Below are 19,973 nucleotides of genomic sequence, written 5' to 3'. Positions count from 1 at the left end.
GTCATGCGCCTCCGAAACAGATCAGGCGGTCGGCATCCTGCGCCGCGTCATGCAATTGGCCCAGGCCGGACAACTCCCACGGCGCACCGACAGCAATCGCCTCGCGCTGATAGCGCCTGGCTTCTTCCTCGTTCAACACGCCACGACGCAGCGCGGCGGCGATGCACACCACGCCATCTAGCTGATGGTCGCTGACAAAGGTGCGCCATTGCCTGGGCAAGTCCAGTTCATCCTGGGGCGTGACCACGCTGGCAGACGCGTTGTAGACGCCGTCCTGGTAGAAAAACAGCCGGACAATCTCATGCCCGCCGGCCAGCGCGGCCTGGGCGAACAGCAGGGCGCGGCGCGAGGAGGGCGCATGGGCGGCGCAAAACACGGCGATGGCGAACTTCATGGTGCACTCGATCAGCGAAACTGCGGCCATGATAATGCTTTATCGGCGGGGCGGCGATTCGACTTGCCCGCGAAGGCGCCCGATACAACAACACAAAGCCCGGCAGGGATAATCTGCCTACGGCTCTATCCCATACAAGTCGCAATACTCCAGCCAATCCATCCCGGCCATCTCCGCCACTTCCCGGTGCACTTCCCGGCGCTGCGTTTCGTAGTCTTCGGCCGTGGCAGCCGTCAGTTGCAGAGTCAGCTCCCAGGCGAACAATCCTTGCCGTTCTGCCTCGGCTTCGAAGGCCTCATGCAAACGTTCGTCACGATACTGCGCCGGGGTTTCGCCCTTGGCCTGGGCCAGCAACGGGTTGAGATGGTCGAGGTCGTGGCGCAACTGGGGGCGTTCGTCGAGAAAACGCTTCAATGCCTGCTCATGTTGCTGCTCGGTTGCCGCCATGGTCGCTCCTTGAGTGGGGATTACGAAGACTGCTTCTTGCTGGCCTTGGCCGCTGCCGCCAGGCATTCGAGGGCAAACTGTTCGGTGTAGGTCATCTGGATCGGCGTGGTTTCGCCTTTGACGGTTCTTTCGCCGTCGAGGATGTAACGAATCCGCTTGTCGGTGACGCCGATTCGCTTGGCGATCCAGGAAGGCGTCTGACCGATCTGGCTGATCAGCTTGTCGGCATATTCAGTGCTCGGTTTGTAGAACTCGGCATTAGGTGTCATCAGATTTCCAGTCATGGGCGCGATGCGGCGTTATTGGCGCGACAGGGTGCGCGAATCGTCGCGCGCTGTCGCGGTATAAATGCAGTAAAGCAGAACGATACGGCCTGCCAGGGTGATAAAGTCCGCTTTTTCCCGATGAGTGAATGCAATGCGAATTCTGATGGTGGCGCTGGCCGTGACGTTGCTGGCGGGATGCGTGGGTTCGGCGATGAACGATGCCCGCACCAAGGCCCCGTACAAGACCCTGAACTCGGAAAAACCGGCCAAAGACGTTGCCCAGTGCGTACAGTTTTCCTGGCAGGACGAGGCCGTGTTCGGTGTCGATGCCGCTGCGTATCTGGAGCCTGGCGAGAAGGGCGGCACGACCGTTTATACACGTTCGGCAGAGTCGTTTGTGGACGTGACCACCGATGCCTCTGGCACGGCGTTGAGCTACTACGCCCAGAAGGATGATTTCGTGGCCAAGCGCCGGTTGGCGGCGTTGGCGACCTGCCTCTGATCTGATGGCTAGCTCAAGTCCCCTGTGGGAGCGAGCTTGCTCGCGATAGCGGATTGTCTTCAACATAGATGTCGACTGACCTGACGCCATCGTCGGATCGCCGCCCGGAGCAAGCTCGCTCCCACAGGTTTTGTGTCGAGTCAGTAATTCAGGCGCTTCTGGAAGAAGAAGTGCTTGTGCCCCGGCGGGTAATCGGCAATGTGGCCGATCTCGCTGTAGCCGCATTTCTTGTAGAACTCAGGGGCCTGGAATTCAAAGGTGTCGAGCCACAGTCCGACGCAGCGCCGTTCCCGCGCCAGGTCTTCGGCCATCTGCATCAGTTTCGAACCCAGGCCCTGTCCCCGCGCCTGTTCCGGCACCACCAACAAGTCAATGTACAGCCACTGGTAAAACAATCGGCCATGCAGGCCGCCGAGGATCTCGTCGTTGTCGTCGCGCACCAGCAAGGCGATGTGCTCAGGCACGTTACCTTCGGCCTTCGAGCCGTTGTACGCGCGCAATGGCTTGAGGATGGCCAGGCGTTGTTCTTCCGTGGGGTTTTGCGACAGTTCAATACGCAGGTTCATGGCTATATCCTTATGGCAGTGAAACCGCAGCCTATCCCGGTCGCAGCGATTGTTCCATCCCCGGAAAAGTTGAACCGTCGCCAACGCGCAGCTTGCCTGAGGGGGCAAAGGCTGTCTGTTTTCACTTAACATGTGCACCCTCTGACAAAAAAACAGGACACGTTGTCATGTCGAACACAGCCGAGCGGGTCAACATCCTTGAGTCTCAGGTGTTGTCCCACGACTGGTACCTGCTCAGGAAAATCACCTTCGATTACCAACGCAACAACGGCGAGTGGCAACGCCAGACGCGAGAGGTCTACGACCGGGGCAATGGCGCGGCGATTCTGTTGTACAACCGCGAAAAGAGAACCGTGATACTGACCCGGCAATTTCGCTTGCCGGTGTTCGTCAATGGCCACGATGGCCTGTTGATCGAAGTGGCGGCGGGGCTGCTGGAAGGCGCGGCGCCTGAAGACCGCATCCGCGATGAAGCCGAGGAAGAGACGGGTTACCGCGTGCACCATGTGCAGAAGGTGTTCGAGGCGTACATGAGCCCGGGTTCGGTGACGGAAAAGCTGCACTTTTTCATTGCCGAGTACGATGCGAAGTCGAAAGTCAGCGACGGTGGTGGACTGGAGGCGGAAACCGAAGAGCTGGAAGTGCTGGAGTGGGCGTTCGAGGACGCGCTCGAAGCGTTTTACCGTGGCGAAATCTGCGACGCCAAAACCATCATGCTGTTGCAGTATGCCGCGATGAAAAACCTCTTCGCCCGATCCCGATAGACCCGAACCTGTAGGAGCCGGCTTGCCGGCGAAGGCGGCCTGAAGGAGCTGGCTTGCCAGCGATGGCGTCCTCAATTGCGATGCTGCACTCAAAGACCGCCTTCGCTGGCAAGCCAGCTCCTACAGGGTTAAAAGCCTGGCAGGCGTGCCGTGCCGGGCCATTGCCCACCCTCCAGCGTCAGCAACAACGCCTTCGCCTCCAGCCCACCGGCGAACCCGGTCAACTTGCCCGACGCACCAATCACCCGGTGACACGGCGCCACGATTGAAATCGGGTTCTTGCCATTCGCCGCCCCCACCGCCCTGACCGCCGCCGGGTTGCCGATCTGTTCGGCGATCTGGCTGTAGCTGCGGGTCTCGCCGAACGGGATGGTCAGCAGCGCCGTCCAGACCTTTTTCTGAAATTGCGTACCGGCAAAATCCAGTTCCAGTTCGAAGCGATCGCGAGTGCCGGAAAAATATTCGCGCAACTGCGCAGCCGTGCGCACCAGGATCGGGTTGTCCGGCGCTTCGCTCATCGGGCCGAGGCGCACCCGGCCCGGTTTGTCGTTTTCCCAGAGGATGGCCGCCAGTCGCGAACCGTTCGCCACCAGCTTCAACTGGCCCACGGGTGAAGCCACGGTGGTGCAGGTATAGGTCATGCCAGGGCTCGCGCAAAATTGCTGAACAGGCGTTAAGGATACTGTCTCGACGGGGAGGCGCAATACGTAATCCCGACCATACTTGGCAACGGCTTTTGAAATGTTTCCCTGTTTAATAACAAGAAGAGACCGACTGATGAAGTACGAACCTTTTGCCAAATCGCTGATTGCGACCTCGTTGGTGCTCAGCTGCCTGACAGCTCACGCAGCATCTGTGGCCCCGGCTACCGGGGAAAACGGCATGGTGGTCACGGCCCAGCACCTGGCCAGCCATGTGGGTGTGGATGTACTGAAGAAAGGCGGCAATGCCGTTGATGCGGCGGTCGCGGTCGGCTATGCGCTGGCGGTGGTGTATCCCGCGGCAGGCAACCTCGGCGGTGGCGGTTTCATGACCATTCAACTGGCGGACGGGCGCAAGACCTTCCTCGACTTCCGTGAAAAAGCCCCACTGGCCGCAACCGCCAACATGTACCTGGACAAGGAGGGCAACGTCGTCCCCGATCTGAGTACCCGTGGCCACCTGGCCGTGGGTGTGCCGGGCACCGTTTCGGGCATGGAGCTGGCGCTGTCCAAATACGGCACCAAGCCGCGCAAGGAAATCATGGCCCCGGCCATCAAGCTGGCTGAAGACGGTTTCGTGCTGGAGCAGGGCGATGTCGATCTGCTGGACTACGCCACCGACATGTTCAAAAAGGACATGAAGGATTCCGGCTCGATCTTCTTGAGCAAAGGCGAACCGATGCAGGTCGGCCAGAAACTGGTGCAAAAGGACCTGAGCAAGACCCTGCGGGAGATCTCCGAGAAAGGCGCCGACGGTTTCTATAAAGGTTGGGTGGCCGACGCCATCGTCACCTCCAGCCAGGCCAACAAGGGCATCATCACCCAGGCCGACCTCGACAAATACAAGACCCGCGAACTGGCACCCATCGAGTGCGACTACCGTGGCTACCACGTGGTTTCCGCACCGCCACCGAGCTCCGGTGGCGTGGTGATCTGCGAGATCATGAATATCCTCGAAGGTTATCCGATGAAGGATTTGGGTTATCACTCGGCCCAGGGCATGCACTATCAGATCGAGGCGATGCGCCACGCCTATGTGGACCGCAACAGCTACCTGGGCGACCCGGACTTCGTGAAGAACCCGATTGCCCACCTGCTGGATAAAAACTACGCGACCAAGCTGCGCGAAGCGATCAAGCCACAAAAAGCCGCGGTATCCAGCGAACTCAAGCCTGGTGTAGCGCCCCATGAAGGCAGCAACACCACCCATTACTCCATCGTCGACAAGTGGGGCAACGCGGTGTCGGTGACCTACACCCTCAACGACTGGTTCGGTGCTGGCGTGATGGCGAGCAAGACCGGGGTCATCCTCAACGATGAAATGGACGACTTCACCTCGAAAATCGGCGTGCCGAACATGTACGGCCTGGTGCAGGGCGAGGCCAACGCGATCGCGCCCGGCAAGGCGCCGCTGTCGTCCATGAGCCCGACCATCGTCACCAAGGACGGCAAAGTGGTGATGGTGGTCGGTACGCCGGGTGGCAGCCGCATCATCACAGCGACCTTGCTGACCATGCTCAACGTGATCGACTATGGCATGAACATCCAGGAAGCGGTGGATGCACCGCGGTTCCATCAGCAGTGGCTGCCGGAGGAAACCAACCTGGAAGCTTTCACCACCAGCCCGGACACGGTGAAAATCCTCGAGAGCTGGGGTCACAAGTTCGCCGGTCCCCAGGATCCCAACCACCTGGCGGCGATCCTGGTCGGTGCGCCATCCCTGGGCGGCAAACCGGTCGGCAAGAACCGTTTCTACGGGGCGAACGACCCACGGCGTAACACCGGGTTGTCGCTGGGTTATTGAGGGTTGTGTCCGGAGGGGGACGGGCTTATGTTCGTCCCCTGATCACTCGGCATATCAAGGAAGGAAATCATGACCACTGCGTTGCTAATCATCGACGTTCAACAGGCTTTGTGTTCCGGTGAGTACGAGTGCTTCGAGATTGGACGGGTCATCAACACCATCAATGACCTGTCTGCCCGGGCGCGCAAGGCTGGCGTTCCCGTGGTGCTGATCCAGCACGAAGAAACCGGCAGCCCGCTGGCGCATGGCGCTGCCGGCTGGCAACTGGCCGAAGGGCTGCAAACCTCGCCCAAGGACCATCGCGTGCGCAAGACCACCGGGGATTCGTTCTACCAGACCAATCTGCAAAAACTGTTGGCGAAAGAGGACATCGAGCGCCTGGTCATCTGCGGCCTGCAGACCGACTATTGCGTCAATGCCACCGTGCGCCAGGCGCTGAAACTGGGCTATGACGTGGTGCTGGCGGGCGACGCCCATTCCACCGTCGACAACGGCAACCTCAGCGCCGAAGACATCATTGCCGAGCACAACAAGGACCTGGCGCACCTGACCGGTTCCGTGGCACGGATCGATGTGATACCGGCCAAAGACATCCACTTCTGAAACCACAACATCCCCCTGTAGGAGCGAGCTTGCTCGCGAAGGCGTCATTACCGCCAGCATCGGTGTCGGCTGACCCACCGCCATCGCGAGCAAGCTCGCTCCCACAGTAATTTCGGTCGAGCACAGACTTTGCGTACACCCACCAACCCTGTGGGAGCGGGCTTGCCCGCGATGAGGTCAGCACATTCAACATTGATATCGGCTGACCCACCGCTATCGCGAGCAAGCTCGCTCCCACAGTAATCCCGGTTGCTGGCAGATTTTGCGTACACCCACTAACCCTGTGGGAGCGAGCTTGCTCGCGATGGCGTCATTACAGCCAGCATTGACGTTGACTGACCCACCACTCCCACAGGACCTACGGCGCTCCGAAAATCTCCATCAGCTCATTGAGAAACGCACTCACCAGGTCCCGCTGCCGCGATGAATGCCGCACGGCCGCATGGAAGCTCACCTCATAGCGCAACAGATCCGGGTTCAGCGGGTGCAACTGCCCCAGTTGTTCATGGCGGGTCGCGTAGTGCTGCGGCAGAAACCCCAGGTGCTGGCCGGACAGGATCAGCAGGGCCGCGCCGTCCATGCTGTCGGTGAGCACTGTCAGGCGTTCGATGGACGTGGGGGCCGGCATTTCCGGCAGCGGATGGCTCGGCCAGACCCAGTCGAACCCGCTGACATCTTCCCGAGTCAGTGCGCCGACCTTGTCGAACAGCGGATGCGAAGGCGCGCAGTAGGCAATCTGGGTTTCCGGGAACAACGGGAAATAATCGATGCCGGGCAAGCGATGCCAGAAGTAACCGATGGCCAGGTCGATATGGCCGTTGATGATTTTCTCTTCCAGCAGGGACGATGACAGCTCGGTGAAATGGAAGTACAGCCCCTCGTGCCGCGCCCGTAAACGGGCAATGGCCTGGCCGATTTTCCTGTTCGCCACGGGATCGATTTGCCCCAGCAGTCCGATGTTGATGCTGCCCGAGACTTTGCGGTTGATGTGCTGCACCTCGACCCGGAAACCTTCGGCTGCCGCCAGCAAGCGCCGGGCCGCCTCGATGAACTGAGTGCCTTTGGGCGTTACCGAAAACCCGCCGCGCCCGCGTTCGCACAGACGGAAACCAACCCGGGCTTCCAGCGTCGCCAACTGCGCGCTGATCGTGGGTTGTGTGGTGTTGAGGGCGGTTTGCGCCGCCGAGATGCCGCCCGCCTCGACGACGGTCAGAAATACCCGGATCAGACGCAGATCCAGCTCCGTTACAGTTCCCAGCATGGGGGCTCCCGATTCTCGCTTACATAGATTCTGATCTATGTGAACAGTGTGCCTGCGATATTTTATTGCCGGAACTCACGCCCTACATTGCTGTGAAACCAGCGCCATCGTCAGCTTATTCTGGAGTTTCACCTGATCTGGACGTCGTAGCGAGCGCTGTACCCACAAAAACAACAATCAACAGCATAGGAACAATCGTATGTCAGGTTCCCCAGTGTCTGCGCACGCCACCGAGGCGAGCGGCGGGTTGGCCATCGAAGGCCACTCCATCGATTACATTCCGGAAAACGAACGTCACGCCAAGCTCAGCAGCCAGGGGCCATTCTGGTTTCTCGGCAATTTCCACTTCTTCACCATTTCCATCGGCTTTGTCGGCCCCAGCCTCGGCTTGTCCGCACTGTGGACCATGCTCGCCGGTGCCCTGGGCATCATGTTCGGCACCATTTTCATGGCGTTCCACGGCTCCCAGGGCCCGGAAATGGGCCTGCCGCAGATGATCCAGTCCCGCGCCCAGTTCGGCTATCGCGGGGTGATCCTGGCGTTGATGGCGACGATGTTCGTGTTCGTCGGTTTCAACGTGGTGAACATCTCGCTGATCATGAACGGCCTTGAACATGTGTTTGGCATTGACCCGACCCTCGTCGCCGTGGCCGTGGTGCTGATCGGCGCGCTGTTGTCGATCTACGGCCACGACCTGATGCACAAGGCCTTCAAGTGGGCCTTGCTGGCGACCTTGCCGTTGTACGCACTGGTGACCATTGCCCTGATGTTCGGTGCGGGCCAGGAAGGCATCACACCGGCCGCCGACCTGGGCTTCAACTGGGTGGCCTTCGCCACACTGTTCGCCATCGGCGCCAGCTACAACATCTCCTACGCACCCTACGTGTCTGACTATTCCCGCTACCTGCCGAAAAACACCAGCCGGGCGAAACTGATCGCGGCGGTGTTCATCGGCGCCTCGTTGTCTGGCAGCTGGATGATCGGCCTCGGTGCCTGGCTGGCGCAGGAGCTGAAAGCCGCAGACGCGCTGGTGGCGTTGAATCAGGTCGGCTCCTCGATGGTGCCGGGGCTGGGCAATCTGCTGGTGATCGTCTCGGTGGCGGGCTTCCTGCCGATCATCGCGCTCAACACCTACAGCGCCATGCTGACGCTGCTGACCGGTGTCGACTCGATCAAAAAAATCACCCCGACACCCCGCGCCCGTGTGCTGTCGATCAGTGTGATCAGTGTCATTCTGTTGACCTGCGTGCTGTCGATCAAAGGTGACGGCATCGCACTGTTGAACACCTTCCTGGTGCTGTTGCTGTACTTCCTCGTGCCGTGGACCGCGGTCAACCTGGTGGACTACTTCTTCGTGCGCAAGGGCCGTTATGCGATCCCGCATTTCTTCACGCCAAAAGGCATCTACGGCGCCTGGCAATTTCGCGGCATCGTCTCGTACCTGATCGGTTTCGCCGCCATGGTGCCGTTCTTCTACATCTTCGATGCGGCCGCCGGCAAAGAAGTTTTCGTCGGCCCGCTGGCACGGGTGCTGGAAGGCGTGGACATCGCCTGGCTGGTGGGCCTGGTGGTCTCGGGGCTGACCTATTACCTGCTCAGTCGTTCGCTTGATCTGGCCGCCGAACGCCGGGTGATCGATGCGCTGAGTGAAAACGACATCGTCGCCATGACCCATTCATCTGCGGAGGCAGGGCGTTGAACAGCGTAAAAAATACCGTGGTCGCCTGTTGCCAACTGGCACCGAAAATCGGCGACCTGGCCTACAACCGCACGCTCACCGAACGCGCGATTCGCCAGGCAGCCTTACAGGGCGCGCAAGTGGTGGTGCTGCCGGAACTGGTGCAGAGCGGTTATCTGTTCGCCGACCGCATTGAGGCGCTGTCGCTTGCGGAGACCACTGAAGGCCCGATAGTGCAGCTTTGGCAGGTGCTGGCCCGTGAGCTGAACCTGGTGATCGTCGGCGGATTCTGCGAGCGCCTGCCCAGTGATGAACTAGCCAACAGCGCGGCAATGATCGACGCCAACGGCCTGCGCGCGGTGTACCGCAAGGCGCATCTGTGGGATGCCGAGAAGGACATCTTCACGGCCGGCGATGCGCCACCGCCGGTGGTCGAAACGGTGCATGGACGGCTCGGCATGCTGATTTGCTACGACCTGGAATTCCCCGAGTGGGTGCGTCTGCCGGCGCTGGCCGGGGCCGATCTGCTGTGCGCGCCGGTCAACTGGCCCGACGGTCCGCGGCCGCAGACCGAGCGCCCGGCCGAAGTGCTGCGGGTACAGGCCAATGCCTCGGTCAACCGCATGTTCATCGCCGCCTGTGATCGCTATGGCCATGAACGGGGTGTCGGCTGGGTCCAGGGCTCGGTCATCGTCGATGCCGACGGCTACCCGCTGGCCGGGCCGGCGGAGCAGGGGGGCGAGCAGATGTTGCTGGCCACGCTGAACCTCGGCGAGGCGCGCAACAAACGCATCAGTGCGCGTAATGACCTGCATCGGGACCGCAGGCCGCAGTTGTACGGTTGAGCGGCTGTTTGTAACTGCTGATGTCACAGCGAGCTGGACGCCATTCCCGGCCCTATGGCATCGTCGAAGCAACAGACCATGCTGTGAACAGGATCGCCATGATGGGGGAGGGAAATAAAGTCGACGGTGACGCAACGGCGGTCACGCTCAAGGCGTTCAATCACTGCGTATTGCACCTTGGCCGGCTGGCGCGGGAGAGCGGGGCGTCGCGATTCATCGCCGATGGCCTGCTGGCATTCGGTCAACTGGTGCCCTTCGCGTCTGCCTGGTGGGGCGAGATGTCGACGCCTGGCCCTGATGTTCCTCCCCAGAGCTGGATGCACGGCAGCATCAATCTCCCCGAATCCTTTGCCGCCGAATGGCATCCGGTGGCGGCCAACGATCAGTTCTCCCACACCACGCTCAACCGTCCCGGTGAGGTGGTGCGCGACAACGGTTTCAACGACCCGTGCGAGGCGGTCAACGATTTCGCCCGGCGTTACGATCTCTACCACTTGATGAGCATCACCTATGAGTTGCCCGAAAGCGGCTTGATGTTTTTCGTCTGCCTCTACCGTGGCCAGGATGAACGGGCGTTCGAGGAGAACGAAGCCGAGCTGTTTTCGGCATTCTGCGACCACCTGTTCCAGCTGTGGCGGTTTCAGGTGCAGGACATGATTCGCTTCGACAGCGAAAACGGCGCGAGTGATTTTGGCGTCGCGCGCATGGACGGCAGTCTGCTGTATATCGGGGCCAGGTTGTGCACCGCCATTCAACGCGAACTGCCCGGCTGGAGCGGTTCAATGCTGCCGGGCGAGGTGATCGCGCAATTGCCAAAGGCGCCCTGTGTGATTCGTCTGGGCCGCTGCGCCCTGACCCTCACTCCCAACGCCGGACACGTCATCCTTTCCCTCGATGCGCCATCAGGCGGAGATGGCCTGGCACCTCGCGAGCGCACGGCGGCGATGCTGTTCGCCGCCGGCCACTCCTACAAGGAGATCGCCAAAATGCTCGCCCTGAGCCCGGCAACCGTGCGCACCTATTTGCGCAATTGCTACTTGCAGCTCGGTGTGAAAAGCAAGGTGGAGCTGGGTTCGGTCCTGCGTTCGCCGGGTGCGCTGGCGGAGTCCGTGCGCCGGGATTAACCCCAGCCGTTTCAACTATTTGCCTGACCCCTCCTCATTTGCAGAGGTCCATTCGCGCGCTGCGCCCTATAGGGTAGGCCCTGTCTATCAGGGGCTGGCGCAGTCGCTTCGGGCCGCTTCAAAACAATAAGAACAGGGGTGAGGCATTTGAGACTTTCCAGGCTTTTTGTCGCCATTGCGGCGACGACGGCATTTTCCGGCATGGCGCTGGCGGCGACACCCGCCGACACGGTCATGCGCAATGGCTACGTCTACACCGTCGATGGCCAGAATTCCGTGCAGCAGGCCATTGCCATTTCGGGCGGCAAGATCGTCTATGTCGGCAGCGATGCCGGGGTCGACGGTTACATCGGCAAGCAAACCCAACTGATCGATCTGGCCGGGCGCATGCTGATGCCGGGCTTCGTCGATGCGCACATGCACCCGGGGGATGGCGGTCGCGCCATGACCTTGTGCGATCTGAAATACCAGACCATGACCCGCGCGCAGTTTCAGGCGAACATCCAGGCCTGCCTCGATGCCGACAAGGACAAGGGCCCGGACGTGTGGCTGGAAGTCGGCAGCTGGGACCGCATGGGCATGACCGGGCTCGACGGCGACGCTGACAAATCGACCCTGGACGCGCTCAAGACCAAGCGTCCGATCCAGGTGCGCTCCACCGACTTCCACACCGTGCTGACCAACTCTCGCGGCCTGGAACTGGCCGGCATCAGCAAGAACACCGCCGACCCGGAGGACGGCAAATACCGCCGCGACAGCACCGGCAACCCGAACGGCATCTGTGAAGACGGCGCCGCCGAATCGTTGGCCGCCGTGGTGCCGCCTGCCACCGATGCGGAAAAACTCAATCAGGTTCGCGCAGCCCTCGACGCCATGCGCCAGCAAGGCATCACCAGTTTCATGGATGCGCTGTCGGGACCTGAAAACGGCAAGGCCTTCACCCGCCTGCAAAAGTCCGGCGAGCTGACCGCCCGGGCCTTGCTGGCGATAAAACTGGACCCGGCCGCCGCTGCCGCCGACCCGGTGAAAACCATCGCTGAGGCCAAGGCTCTGGCCAGCACCTACGACCAGGGCGACGTGAACGTCGCGCCGGGCGTGAACATGCGTCACGTCAAACTGTTCATGGACGGCATCATCAATGCCCCGGCGGACACCGGCGCCATGCTGACCCCGTACCTGCACAACAGCGGTACCGACCAGGCGCCGAAGTGGACGCCAGGCAAGAACCTGGGCGAACTGTACTTCCCGCCGCAAGTGCTCAATCCGTTGTTGCTGCAAGCGATCAAGGCCGGTTTCGACCCGCACCTGCACGCCACCGGCGAGCGCGCGGTACGGGATGCTCTGGACAGCGTCGCCTATGTGCGCAAGGAGCTGCCCGGTACTGATTTCCGCCCGGCCATCGCTCACGCCGAGTCGGTCGACCCTGCCGACTATTCGCGCTTCAAGGCGCTGGACGTCACCGCCACCATGTCGTTCCAGTGGGCACAACAGGCACCTTCCACGGTCGATGGCACCCGTGATCACCTTGGCGCCGAGCGATTCGAGCGCATGGAACCCTCGGGCAGCATCGCCCATGCCGGCGGCCGAGTGGCGTTTGGCAGCGATTGGCCGGTCGATCCACTGGATGAGTTCCTGGCGCTGAAAGTCGGTGTCACCCGTTCCGGCGACCCGACCAATCCGCACAGCTATGGCCCCAAATATGCCGGGCGACTCAACGCTGACCCTGCGCTGTCGCGAGCCGAAGCGCTGCGCAGCATCACCCTCGGTTCCGCCGAACAGCTGAAGCTGGAGGCGGTGCTGGGTTCGGTCGAAGTCGGCAAATTCGCTGACCTGATCGTGCTCGACAAGAACTTCATGCAGGTGCCCGAGGAGGAACTGGGCCGCAACGACGTGCTGCTGACGCTGGTCGGCGGCAAGGTCGTGTGGGCCAAGGCACCATTCCTCGGGCTTGCGCCACACGTGGCTTCCCAAGCAGTTACTTCCCGATCCGCCCCATAAAAACCAGAGAGCGTTCCGATGCGATTGATTCCAAACCTGTTGGCCGCCGCGCTGGCCCTGTCGTCTGTGCAGGCCATGGCCGCCGCTGACCTGGTGTTGTTCAACGGCAAGGTCTTTACCGCCGAACCCGGCCAGGCACTGGTGCAGGCTGTTGCGGTGCAAGACGGCAAGATTCTGAAAGTGGGCAGCGATGCCCAAATCAATGCCCTGGCCGATGCCAAGACCCAGCGCATAGACCTGGCGGGCAAGGTGTTGATGCCGGGCATGATCGACACCCACAGCCACCCGGTGGTGGCGGCGTTCGACAGCATGAAGGCCAACCTGCTGGACGAGGTCAAAGCTTTGCCGGAGCTGGAGCAATGGTTGATCGAAGAAGACAAGGCCGGACGTGCCCGGTCCGGTGATGTTATCAGCGTGGCCGGGGTCAGTTCGGCTTACTGGGAGAAGAGCCGTGAACTGGGCAAGGTGTTCAACCAGGGACGCTGGGCCGATCAGCCGATCGTCTTCAGCGGCATCGACGGGCACACCGGTTGGGCCAACACCGCGATGCTCAAGCGTCTGAAGATCGATGCGGCACTGGTGAAAAGCCTGCCGGAAAAAGAACGCGGTTACATCGGCCATGAAGCGGACTTCACGCCGAACGGCTACTTTGCCGAATCCCGCTGGGATGTGGTGCGCAATGGTATTCCCGCGCCCACCCCGGAGGCCATGCTCAAGGCCGCTCGCGAGGCGGTGAAGATCAACAATCAATTCGGCGTCACCGCCTGGATGGACGCGGCGGCGAACGGCGGCAGTGAAGATTCGCTGTTCGATTTCCATGCCACCGCCGACAGTGTCGGCGTACTGCCACTGTACAAGGAGCTGGCGCAGAACGGCGAACTCAGTGCCCACGTCGCCGCGTTGATGGTCACCAACCCGAAGAGCAAACCTGTCGATCTGGAAGTGATCGCCACGGTGATGAAGCAATTCGAGGGCGTGCCTAACCTGACGTTCCCCGGCATCAAGGTGTTTGTCGACGGTATTCTCGAGTTTCCGGGGCAAACCGCAGCGGTCGTGGTGCCGTACAAGAACAGCCACAAGGACGGTCAACTGCTGACTGACCCGGCGCACTTCGGCGAACTGGTGGTGGCGGCGGAAAAACGCGGCTGGATCGTGCACATGCACGCCGTCGGCGACCGCGCGGTGCGTGAAGCGCTCAATGGCGTGGCCTATGCACGTAAACTCAGCCCGACGCCGGTGCCCCACAGCATCGCGCACCTGCAACTGGTCAACCCCAAGGAGTTTCCACGCTTCAAGCAACTGGGCGTGATCGCCTCGATGCAACTGCTGTGGGCCACCGGCGAGTCCTATACCGTCGAACTGGTCAAGCCTTACATCAGTGCCTTCGCCTATGGTTACCAGTATCCCGCGCGGTCCCTGCATAACGCCGGCGCGACGATTGCCGGCGGCAGCGACTGGCCGGTGTCGAGCGCCAATCCGTTCAACGCCATTGCCCAGGCCAGTACGCGCAAAGGGCCGTTGGGTGTGCTCAATGCCAAGGAAAGCATCGACCGCCAGACCATGTTCTACGCCTACACCCTCAACGCGGCGAAAACCCTGCGCCTGGACAAGCAGATCGGTTCGCTGGCACCGGGCAAGCAGGCTGACCTGATCATCCTCGACCGCGATGTGTTCAAGGTCAGCGATGACGAGCTGTTCGAAACCAAAGTCCTGAACACCTTCTTCGCCGGCAAACAGGTCTACGCCCCCGCGTCCTGACCTGCGTACACCCAGCACCGGCAACAAACCGCCAGCCCCTCGTAGCGCGAGGGGCCTGGCATCGCCATGCCTGAAATTCCCCGTACGCCATAACAACAAGAGAACTGTATGAACGCACTTTCAGCATTGACCCTCGCCGCACTCGCACTGGCCCCCCTGACCAGCCAGGCCCTGACCCTCAACGATGACTTCAGCCTGGACATGACCCTGGGCGTCGTCAGCGACTACCGCACCCGGGGCATTTCACAGACCCAGGGCGATCCGGCGGTGCAGGGCGGCGCGACGCTGCTGCATAGCAGCGGGCTGTACATCGGCGCCTGGACCTCCAACGTCGATTTCGGCGGCGGCTTCGACACCCGCCAGGAGCGTGAGTACTACGCCGGTTACTACTGGCAGGCCACGGACGCGATCAGCCTGGATCTGGGCTACATCAAATACGACTACCCGAAAAACTCCGAATTCAACCTGAGCGAAATCTACGCCGTCCTCGATCTGTACGGCGTGAAGCTGGGTGCCTATTACTCCAAGGACACGCCGAACTTCTTCGGCGAGGACCAGGACACCCTTTACACCTACCTGGGCTACAAAATCGATTTGCCGGCCGAAGTCGGTCTGGATTTGCGCTTTGGGCGCAATGATGTGAATGACCCTGCGTTCTGGTCCGCCAATGGCGATAGCCGTGAGTCTTACTACGAGTGGGAAGCCAAGCTGACCCGCGACTTCGTCGGTGTGACCTGGGGGCTGAGCTATGTCGACACCGACTTGTCGAAAAGCGAGTGCAGCAGTTGGTACGGCTATGACGACCTTTGCTCGGCAACAGTTGTAGCCAGCGCAACCAAGACCTTTTAATTTCCGTCCCTGACAATAAAAACAGTTCCACAAAGGAAACACCGTCATGAGTGCGCAACGCAGTCCCCTGATCGAGGCTCGCTCGATCGATTTCATTCCCGAGGCTGAGCGCCACGGCAGTCTCTACAGCCAGTTCACCCTGTGGCTCGGCGCCAACCTGCAGATCACCGCCATCGTCACCGGCGCCCTGGCCGTGGTGCTGGGCGGCGATGTGTTCTGGTCGCTGATCGGCTTGCTGATCGGGCAAGTGCTCGGCGGCGCCGTGGTGGCGTTGCATGCGGCGCAAGGGCCGAAGCTCGGGCTGCCGCAGATGATCTCCAGCCGAGTGCAGTTCGGGGTGTATGGCGCGGCGATCCCGATTGTCCTGGTGTGCCTGATGTACCTGGGTTTCAGCGCCACCGGCGCGGTGTTGTCGGGGCAGGCGATCGCGCAGTTGATCAGTGTCAGCGACAGCACCGGCATCCTGATTTTCGCCACGTGCATCGCGTTCCTGACGATCTTCGGTTATCGGGTGATTCACCTGGTCGGGCGGGTGGCCAGCGTGCTGGGCATCATCGCCTTCGCCTACCTGTTCACCCGGTTGATGACCCTCAACGACATCGGCCTGTTGCTCGACAATCGTCATTTCGGCTGGAGCACCTTCCTGCTGGCGGTGTCGCTCTCGGCGTCCTGGCAGATCGCCTTCGGCCCCTACGTGGCGGACTACTCGCGCTACCTGCCGAGCAAGACCTCATCGTGGAAAACCTTCGCCGCTGTCGGTCTCGGCACGGTGTTGGGCGCTCAGACTTCGATGGTGCTGGGGGTGTTCGCCGCCGCACTGGCCGGGGCGAATTTCCGTGGGCACGAAGTGGCGACCATTGTCGGCCTGGGCAGCACCGGGGTGATCGCGTCCTTGCTGTACCTGAGCATTGTCTTTGGCAAGGTCACCGTGTCCACCCTCAACGCCTATGGCAGCTTCATGTGCATCGCCACCATCATCAGCGGCTTTCGTCGGCGCCTGGAAATCACCGCCCGCCAGCGCATGCTGTTTGTGCTGCTGATCGTCGCGGCGTCCACCGCGCTGGCATTGCTGGGGCAGTACTCGTTCCTCAACTCGTTCAAGTACTTCATCCTGTTTTTGTTGACGTTCTTCACCCCCTGGAGCGCGATCAACCTGGTGGATTACTACTTCATCAACAAGGAGCGCTACGACATCCCGGCGCTGTCTGACCCGAACGGGCGCTACGGTCGCTGGAACGTGCTGGGGATCAGCGTCTATGTGATCGGCGTGTTGATCCAGCTGCCTTTTGTCGACACCCATTTCTACTCCGGGCCGATGGTTGCGCAACTGGGCGGGGTGGACATCTCCTGGATCGTCGGGCTGCTGGTGCCGGGTGTGATCTATTACGCGCTGGCCAAGCCGTCGATGAGTGGCGTGGTGGTTGAGCGGGGGTAATACCCGCACGTGTGGCGAGCGAGTTTTTGTGGCGAGGGAGCTTGCTCCCGCTGGACTGCGCAGCAGTCCCATATTTTAGGGCCGCTTCGCGCCCCAGCGGGAGCAAGCTCCCTCGCCACAGAGTCCAGTGTTTACTGGCGTTCGGGAAGCTTCCAGCGCTCGCGCAACCATCCGTACTGCGCTTCAGGCAACTGCACCAGCACCGGGGATTTGCTCGGGTCCAGCCAGTTGAACAGCCGTGCGATGTTCGCCGGGTCCATGGCCGTACAGCCACGGGTCGGCGTCGTGGGGCCGCGCCAGATGTGGAAGAAAATGCACGAGCCGGCGGCGGGAGTGGCCGGGGTGTTGTGCTGGATGACGATGCCCTGGCGGTACAGCTCATCCGAGCGGCGCATCCGTTCGGAGCTGCTCCAGTCCTTTTCGACGACCGCTACGTCGACCAGTTCGTTGTAACGCGTGGATTGACTGTCATCCACGCATTCGATGGTCGGCGTCAGCGACAGATAGGGCAGGCGGGTGTCGGCCGAAGGCTCGTAGCCGAACGCGGTACCCAGCTTGAACATGCCAGCCGGCGCCTTGCCGTCGCCTTCCTGTTTGACCGGCCCTTCAGGCTGCCCGATATCGAGCAGCCCCTTGCCCCAGCCCATGCCGTTCTTGCCGAGCACCACTGCAAAGGGCGCTTCGAATTTCTGGAAACTCTGCCCCTGCCGTTCATAGCGCTGGGCAGTGCCCTGGATGTCGTCCCAGCCTTTACTGGTGACCACGATCAGTTGATCGCTGCCGTCGAGTCCCTGGGCCATTGCGGCCAGCGGAAAAAACGCCACCAACAGGGTCTTGAGCAGAATGTTCATGGTGCAAGCGGCGTGATGGGGAAGTCCATGACGTCCGGCTTCGGCGGATTCCCGCTGTATGTGAAGTGCCACCACTCGGCCGAGTAACCGGTGAAACCTTCTTTCTCCATGGCGCGGTTGAGGCGCTGACGATTGGTTTTGGCCGTGGCATTGATCAACGCCGAGTCGGTATGCGCCCGCTCATCGAAGCAATCGAAACCGGTGCCCATGTCGAGCGCGCCGTCGTGCCAGCGCTCGCCATAAGGCGCCGTGCAATCCACCGGTTTGACGGAAGGCGTCCAGGTATCGGCAGGCAGGGCGTCGGGGCCGGTCAGCGTCAGGTCGACAGTGTTGCCCCGGGAATGATTGGACACCCGGGCCACATAACCCAGGCGCCAGAAGTCTTGCTTGTCGACCCGTGGATAGAACTCGGTCTTGAGTGGGTCGCCGGGTTCGCTGGCGAAACGACCCATGTCCGCCACCGCGCGGGTCGGGCGATAGCAGTCGAACACCTTCAAGCCATAGCCTTCGGCCTTCAGTGAGCTTTGCACTCTGGCTAACGCCTTCGCAGCATCCACCGACAGCAGGCACTCCGCTGCCTGGTAGCCATCGAGCGGATGCCCGGTGAAATTGTGCGCGCTGGCGTAGCGGATGTCCTGCTCAATGCCCGGATCGACGCTGCGCACATACACCATGTGCCCGGGTTTCGGCTCGTCGGCCAGGCACGGTGTAGCAAGGCTCAGGCACAGCAACAACAGACAGGGTGAACGCGACATCGGAAACGGCTCCATGCATGACCAGTCATCCCATCATGGCTTGAAACCGTCCGTACCTCCATGCAGTTGTTGATCGGCGTGATAGGACGAACGCACCAGCGGCCCGGACGCCACGTTCTTGAAGCCCAGACGCGTGCCTTCCTCGGCGAACCAGGCAAAGGTGTCGGGATGCACAAAACGCTGCACCGGCAAGTGACTGCGCGAAGGTTGCAGGTATTGGCCGAGGGTCAGCATGTCGATATCGTGCTCGCGCATGCGTTGCATGACCTCGATGACTTCTTCGTCGGTTTCGCCAAGGCCCAGCATCAGGCCGGATTTGGTCGGCACATGGGGCACCGCTTGCTTGAATTTCTGCAGCAAGTCCAGCGACCACTCGAAGTCCGAACCCGGCCGCGCGGCCTTGTACAGGCGCGGTACGGTTTCCAGGTTGTGGTTGAATACATCCGGCGGTTCAGAGGCGGTGATCGCCAAAGCGACATCCATGCGCCCGCGATAATCCGGCACCAGGGTTTCCAATTGAATGCCGGGCGACAGCCTGCGGATTTCCCGCAGGCAATCGACAAAATGCCGGGCGCCGCCGTCGCGCAAATCGTCGCGGTCCACCGAGGTGATCACCACGTACTTCAGGCGCAGTTCGGCAATGGCCACGGCCAGGTTCATCGGCTCGTTGGCGTCCAGTGGTTTGGGCCGGCCATGGCCGACATCGCAGAACGGGCAACGGCGTGTGCAGATGTCGCCCATGATCATGAAGGTTGCGGTGCCACCGGAAAAACACTCACCGAGGTTCGGGCACGAGGCTTCTTCGCAGACGCTGTGCAGCTTGTGCTTGCGCAGCAGTTGCTTAATGCGGTCGACCTCGGGAGAGATCGGCATGCGTACGCGAATCCAGTCGGGTTTGCGCGGGAGTTCATCCGTGGGAATGATCTTCACCGGAATCCGCGCGACCTTTTCTGCGCCGCGCAGTTTGGTGCCGATTTCTACTTTGGCCGGGCCTTTTTGCGCCGCTTCAGCAATGACAGTCATGGTTTTTCCTTGTGCAGACAGCTAATCAGGCAGGGCACGGAACCTGTGGGAGCGAGCTTGCTCGCGATGGCGGACTTACATTCAACATCAATGCTGAATGTCATGGCCTCATCGCGAGCAAGCTCGCTCCCACAGGTTTTTTCCCACAGGTTTTTTGTGTGGTGTGCTCAGTCGCGGTAGACCGGGAAGTCGGCGCACAGGGCTGCCGATTGTCGTGCGACATTGGCCTCGACATCGGCATCGCCGAGGTTGTCGAGGATGTCGCAGATCCAGCCGGCCAGCGTGACGCACTGGGTCACCTTGAAGCCGCGAGTGGTGACTGCCGGGGTGCCGATGCGCAGGCCGGAGG

The 19,973-nt window shown here is 61.3% G+C and carries 20 protein-coding genes and 1 pseudogene; 11 read left to right on the top strand and 10 right to left on the bottom strand.

Annotation, left to right across the window (positions count from 1 at the left end):
• Position 1: 1 nt before the first annotated feature.
• The 3 genes from tusD to KGA81_RS25805 form a co-directional block, all read right to left on the bottom strand.
• Positions 2-394, bottom strand: a complete 393-nt coding sequence (gene tusD / locus KGA81_RS25815) for a sulfurtransferase complex subunit TusD (RefSeq protein WP_223549829.1) — start codon at positions 392-394, stop codon at positions 2-4.
• A gap of 117 nt (positions 395-511) precedes the next feature.
• Positions 512-841 carry a DUF6388 family protein gene (locus KGA81_RS25810; RefSeq protein WP_223549761.1) on the bottom strand — a complete coding sequence of 110 codons (330 nt, stop codon included), beginning with the start codon at positions 839-841 and terminating at the stop codon, positions 512-514.
• Positions 842-861: 20 nt separating this feature from the next.
• A complete protein-coding gene (locus tag KGA81_RS25805; RefSeq protein ID WP_008015571.1) occupies positions 862-1,110 on the bottom strand; it encodes a hypothetical protein in 249 nt (82 codons plus the stop codon).
• Between the two features lie 148 nt (positions 1,111-1,258).
• Between KGA81_RS25805 and KGA81_RS25800 the strand changes: the two genes are divergently transcribed.
• Positions 1,259-1,609, top strand: a complete 351-nt coding sequence (locus tag KGA81_RS25800; protein WP_223549759.1) for a hypothetical protein — start codon at positions 1,259-1,261, stop codon at positions 1,607-1,609.
• Between the two features lie 140 nt (positions 1,610-1,749).
• On the opposite strand, the gene KGA81_RS25795 is transcribed toward KGA81_RS25800, so the two are convergent.
• Positions 1,750-2,175 (bottom strand): GNAT family N-acetyltransferase, encoded by a 426-nt coding sequence (locus KGA81_RS25795; protein WP_223549757.1) that lies wholly within the window; start codon positions 2,173-2,175, stop codon positions 1,750-1,752.
• A 167-nt stretch (positions 2,176-2,342) separates the two neighbouring features.
• Here KGA81_RS25795 and KGA81_RS25790 point away from each other — a divergent pair, with 167 nt between their 5' ends.
• Complete coding sequence (locus tag KGA81_RS25790; RefSeq protein ID WP_223549755.1) at positions 2,343-2,939, top strand: NUDIX domain-containing protein; 597 nt, start codon at positions 2,343-2,345, stop codon at positions 2,937-2,939.
• Positions 2,940-3,067: 128 nt separating this feature from the next.
• On the opposite strand, the gene KGA81_RS25785 is transcribed toward KGA81_RS25790, so the two are convergent.
• A complete protein-coding gene (locus tag KGA81_RS25785; RefSeq protein ID WP_223549753.1) occupies positions 3,068-3,580 on the bottom strand; it encodes a methylated-DNA--[protein]-cysteine S-methyltransferase in 513 nt (170 codons plus the stop codon).
• A 136-nt stretch (positions 3,581-3,716) separates the two neighbouring features.
• On the opposite strand from KGA81_RS25785, the gene ggt reads away from it, so the two are divergent.
• Positions 3,717-5,444, top strand: a complete 1,728-nt coding sequence (gene ggt / locus KGA81_RS25780) for a gamma-glutamyltransferase (protein ID WP_223549751.1) — start codon at positions 3,717-3,719, stop codon at positions 5,442-5,444.
• A gap of 69 nt (positions 5,445-5,513) precedes the next feature.
• Positions 5,514-6,047 (top strand): cysteine hydrolase family protein, encoded by a 534-nt coding sequence (locus KGA81_RS25775; protein WP_223549749.1) that lies wholly within the window; start codon positions 5,514-5,516, stop codon positions 6,045-6,047.
• Positions 6,048-6,405: 358 nt separating this feature from the next.
• On the opposite strand, the gene KGA81_RS25770 is transcribed toward KGA81_RS25775, so the two are convergent.
• The gene (locus tag KGA81_RS25770) at positions 6,406-7,308 is read right to left on the bottom strand and encodes a LysR family transcriptional regulator (protein WP_223549747.1); all 903 of its coding nucleotides are present in this window, start codon (positions 7,306-7,308) and stop codon (positions 6,406-6,408) included.
• 199 nt (positions 7,309-7,507) lie between these two features.
• On the opposite strand from KGA81_RS25770, the gene KGA81_RS25765 reads away from it, so the two are divergent.
• From KGA81_RS25765 to KGA81_RS25735, 7 genes are all read left to right on the top strand, one after another.
• Positions 7,508-9,007: a purine-cytosine permease family protein gene (locus KGA81_RS25765; protein ID WP_223549745.1), complete on the top strand. Its 1,500-nt coding sequence runs from the start codon at positions 7,508-7,510 to the stop codon at positions 9,005-9,007.
• Complete coding sequence (locus KGA81_RS25760; protein WP_223549743.1) at positions 9,004-9,831, top strand: nitrilase family protein; 828 nt, start codon at positions 9,004-9,006, stop codon at positions 9,829-9,831. The genes KGA81_RS25765 and KGA81_RS25760 overlap by 4 nt, the downstream gene beginning before the upstream one ends.
• 101 nt (positions 9,832-9,932) lie before the next feature.
• Complete coding sequence (locus KGA81_RS25755) at positions 9,933-10,955, top strand: helix-turn-helix transcriptional regulator (RefSeq protein ID WP_223549740.1); 1,023 nt, start codon at positions 9,933-9,935, stop codon at positions 10,953-10,955.
• Between the two features lie 201 nt (positions 10,956-11,156).
• Positions 11,157-12,953, top strand: coding sequence for an amidohydrolase (locus KGA81_RS25750; RefSeq protein WP_223549827.1), 1,797 nt, complete (start codon positions 11,157-11,159; stop codon positions 12,951-12,953).
• An 18-nt stretch (positions 12,954-12,971) separates the two neighbouring features.
• Positions 12,972-14,711 carry an amidohydrolase gene (locus KGA81_RS25745; protein ID WP_223549738.1) on the top strand — a complete coding sequence of 580 codons (1,740 nt, stop codon included), beginning with the start codon at positions 12,972-12,974 and terminating at the stop codon, positions 14,709-14,711.
• Positions 14,712-14,819: 108 nt separating this feature from the next.
• Positions 14,820-15,560, top strand: a complete 741-nt coding sequence (locus KGA81_RS25740) for a TorF family putative porin (protein ID WP_223549736.1) — start codon at positions 14,820-14,822, stop codon at positions 15,558-15,560.
• 46 nt (positions 15,561-15,606) lie between these two features.
• The gene (locus KGA81_RS25735; RefSeq protein WP_223549734.1) at positions 15,607-16,995 is read left to right on the top strand and encodes a purine-cytosine permease family protein; all 1,389 of its coding nucleotides are present in this window, start codon (positions 15,607-15,609) and stop codon (positions 16,993-16,995) included.
• A gap of 131 nt (positions 16,996-17,126) precedes the next feature.
• On the opposite strand, the gene KGA81_RS25730 is transcribed toward KGA81_RS25735, so the two are convergent.
• The 4 genes and pseudogenes from KGA81_RS25730 to glyA all read right to left on the bottom strand — a co-directional run.
• The gene (locus KGA81_RS25730; protein WP_223549732.1) at positions 17,127-17,846 is read right to left on the bottom strand and encodes a L,D-transpeptidase; all 720 of its coding nucleotides are present in this window, start codon (positions 17,844-17,846) and stop codon (positions 17,127-17,129) included.
• On the bottom strand, positions 17,843-18,601 hold the full coding sequence (locus KGA81_RS25725; RefSeq protein WP_223549730.1) for a M15 family metallopeptidase: 759 nt from the start codon (positions 18,599-18,601) through the stop codon (positions 17,843-17,845). Before KGA81_RS25725 ends, KGA81_RS25730 begins: the two co-directional genes overlap by 4 nt.
• A 33-nt stretch (positions 18,602-18,634) precedes the next feature.
• A complete protein-coding gene (gene lipA, locus KGA81_RS25720; protein ID WP_223549728.1) occupies positions 18,635-19,624 on the bottom strand; it encodes a lipoyl synthase in 990 nt (329 codons plus the stop codon).
• A gap of 167 nt (positions 19,625-19,791) precedes the next feature.
• Positions 19,792-19,973, bottom strand: a pseudogene (gene glyA, locus KGA81_RS25715) (serine hydroxymethyltransferase); the annotation flags it as partial.

The organism is Pseudomonas sp. A-B-19 (assembly GCF_019947515.1).
In the GTDB taxonomy this organism is placed as follows: Bacteria; Pseudomonadota; Gammaproteobacteria; order Pseudomonadales; family Pseudomonadaceae; genus Aquipseudomonas.
The sequence above is the reverse complement of the archived record's forward strand: the minus strand, read 5'-3'. Positions and strand labels throughout refer to the sequence as shown.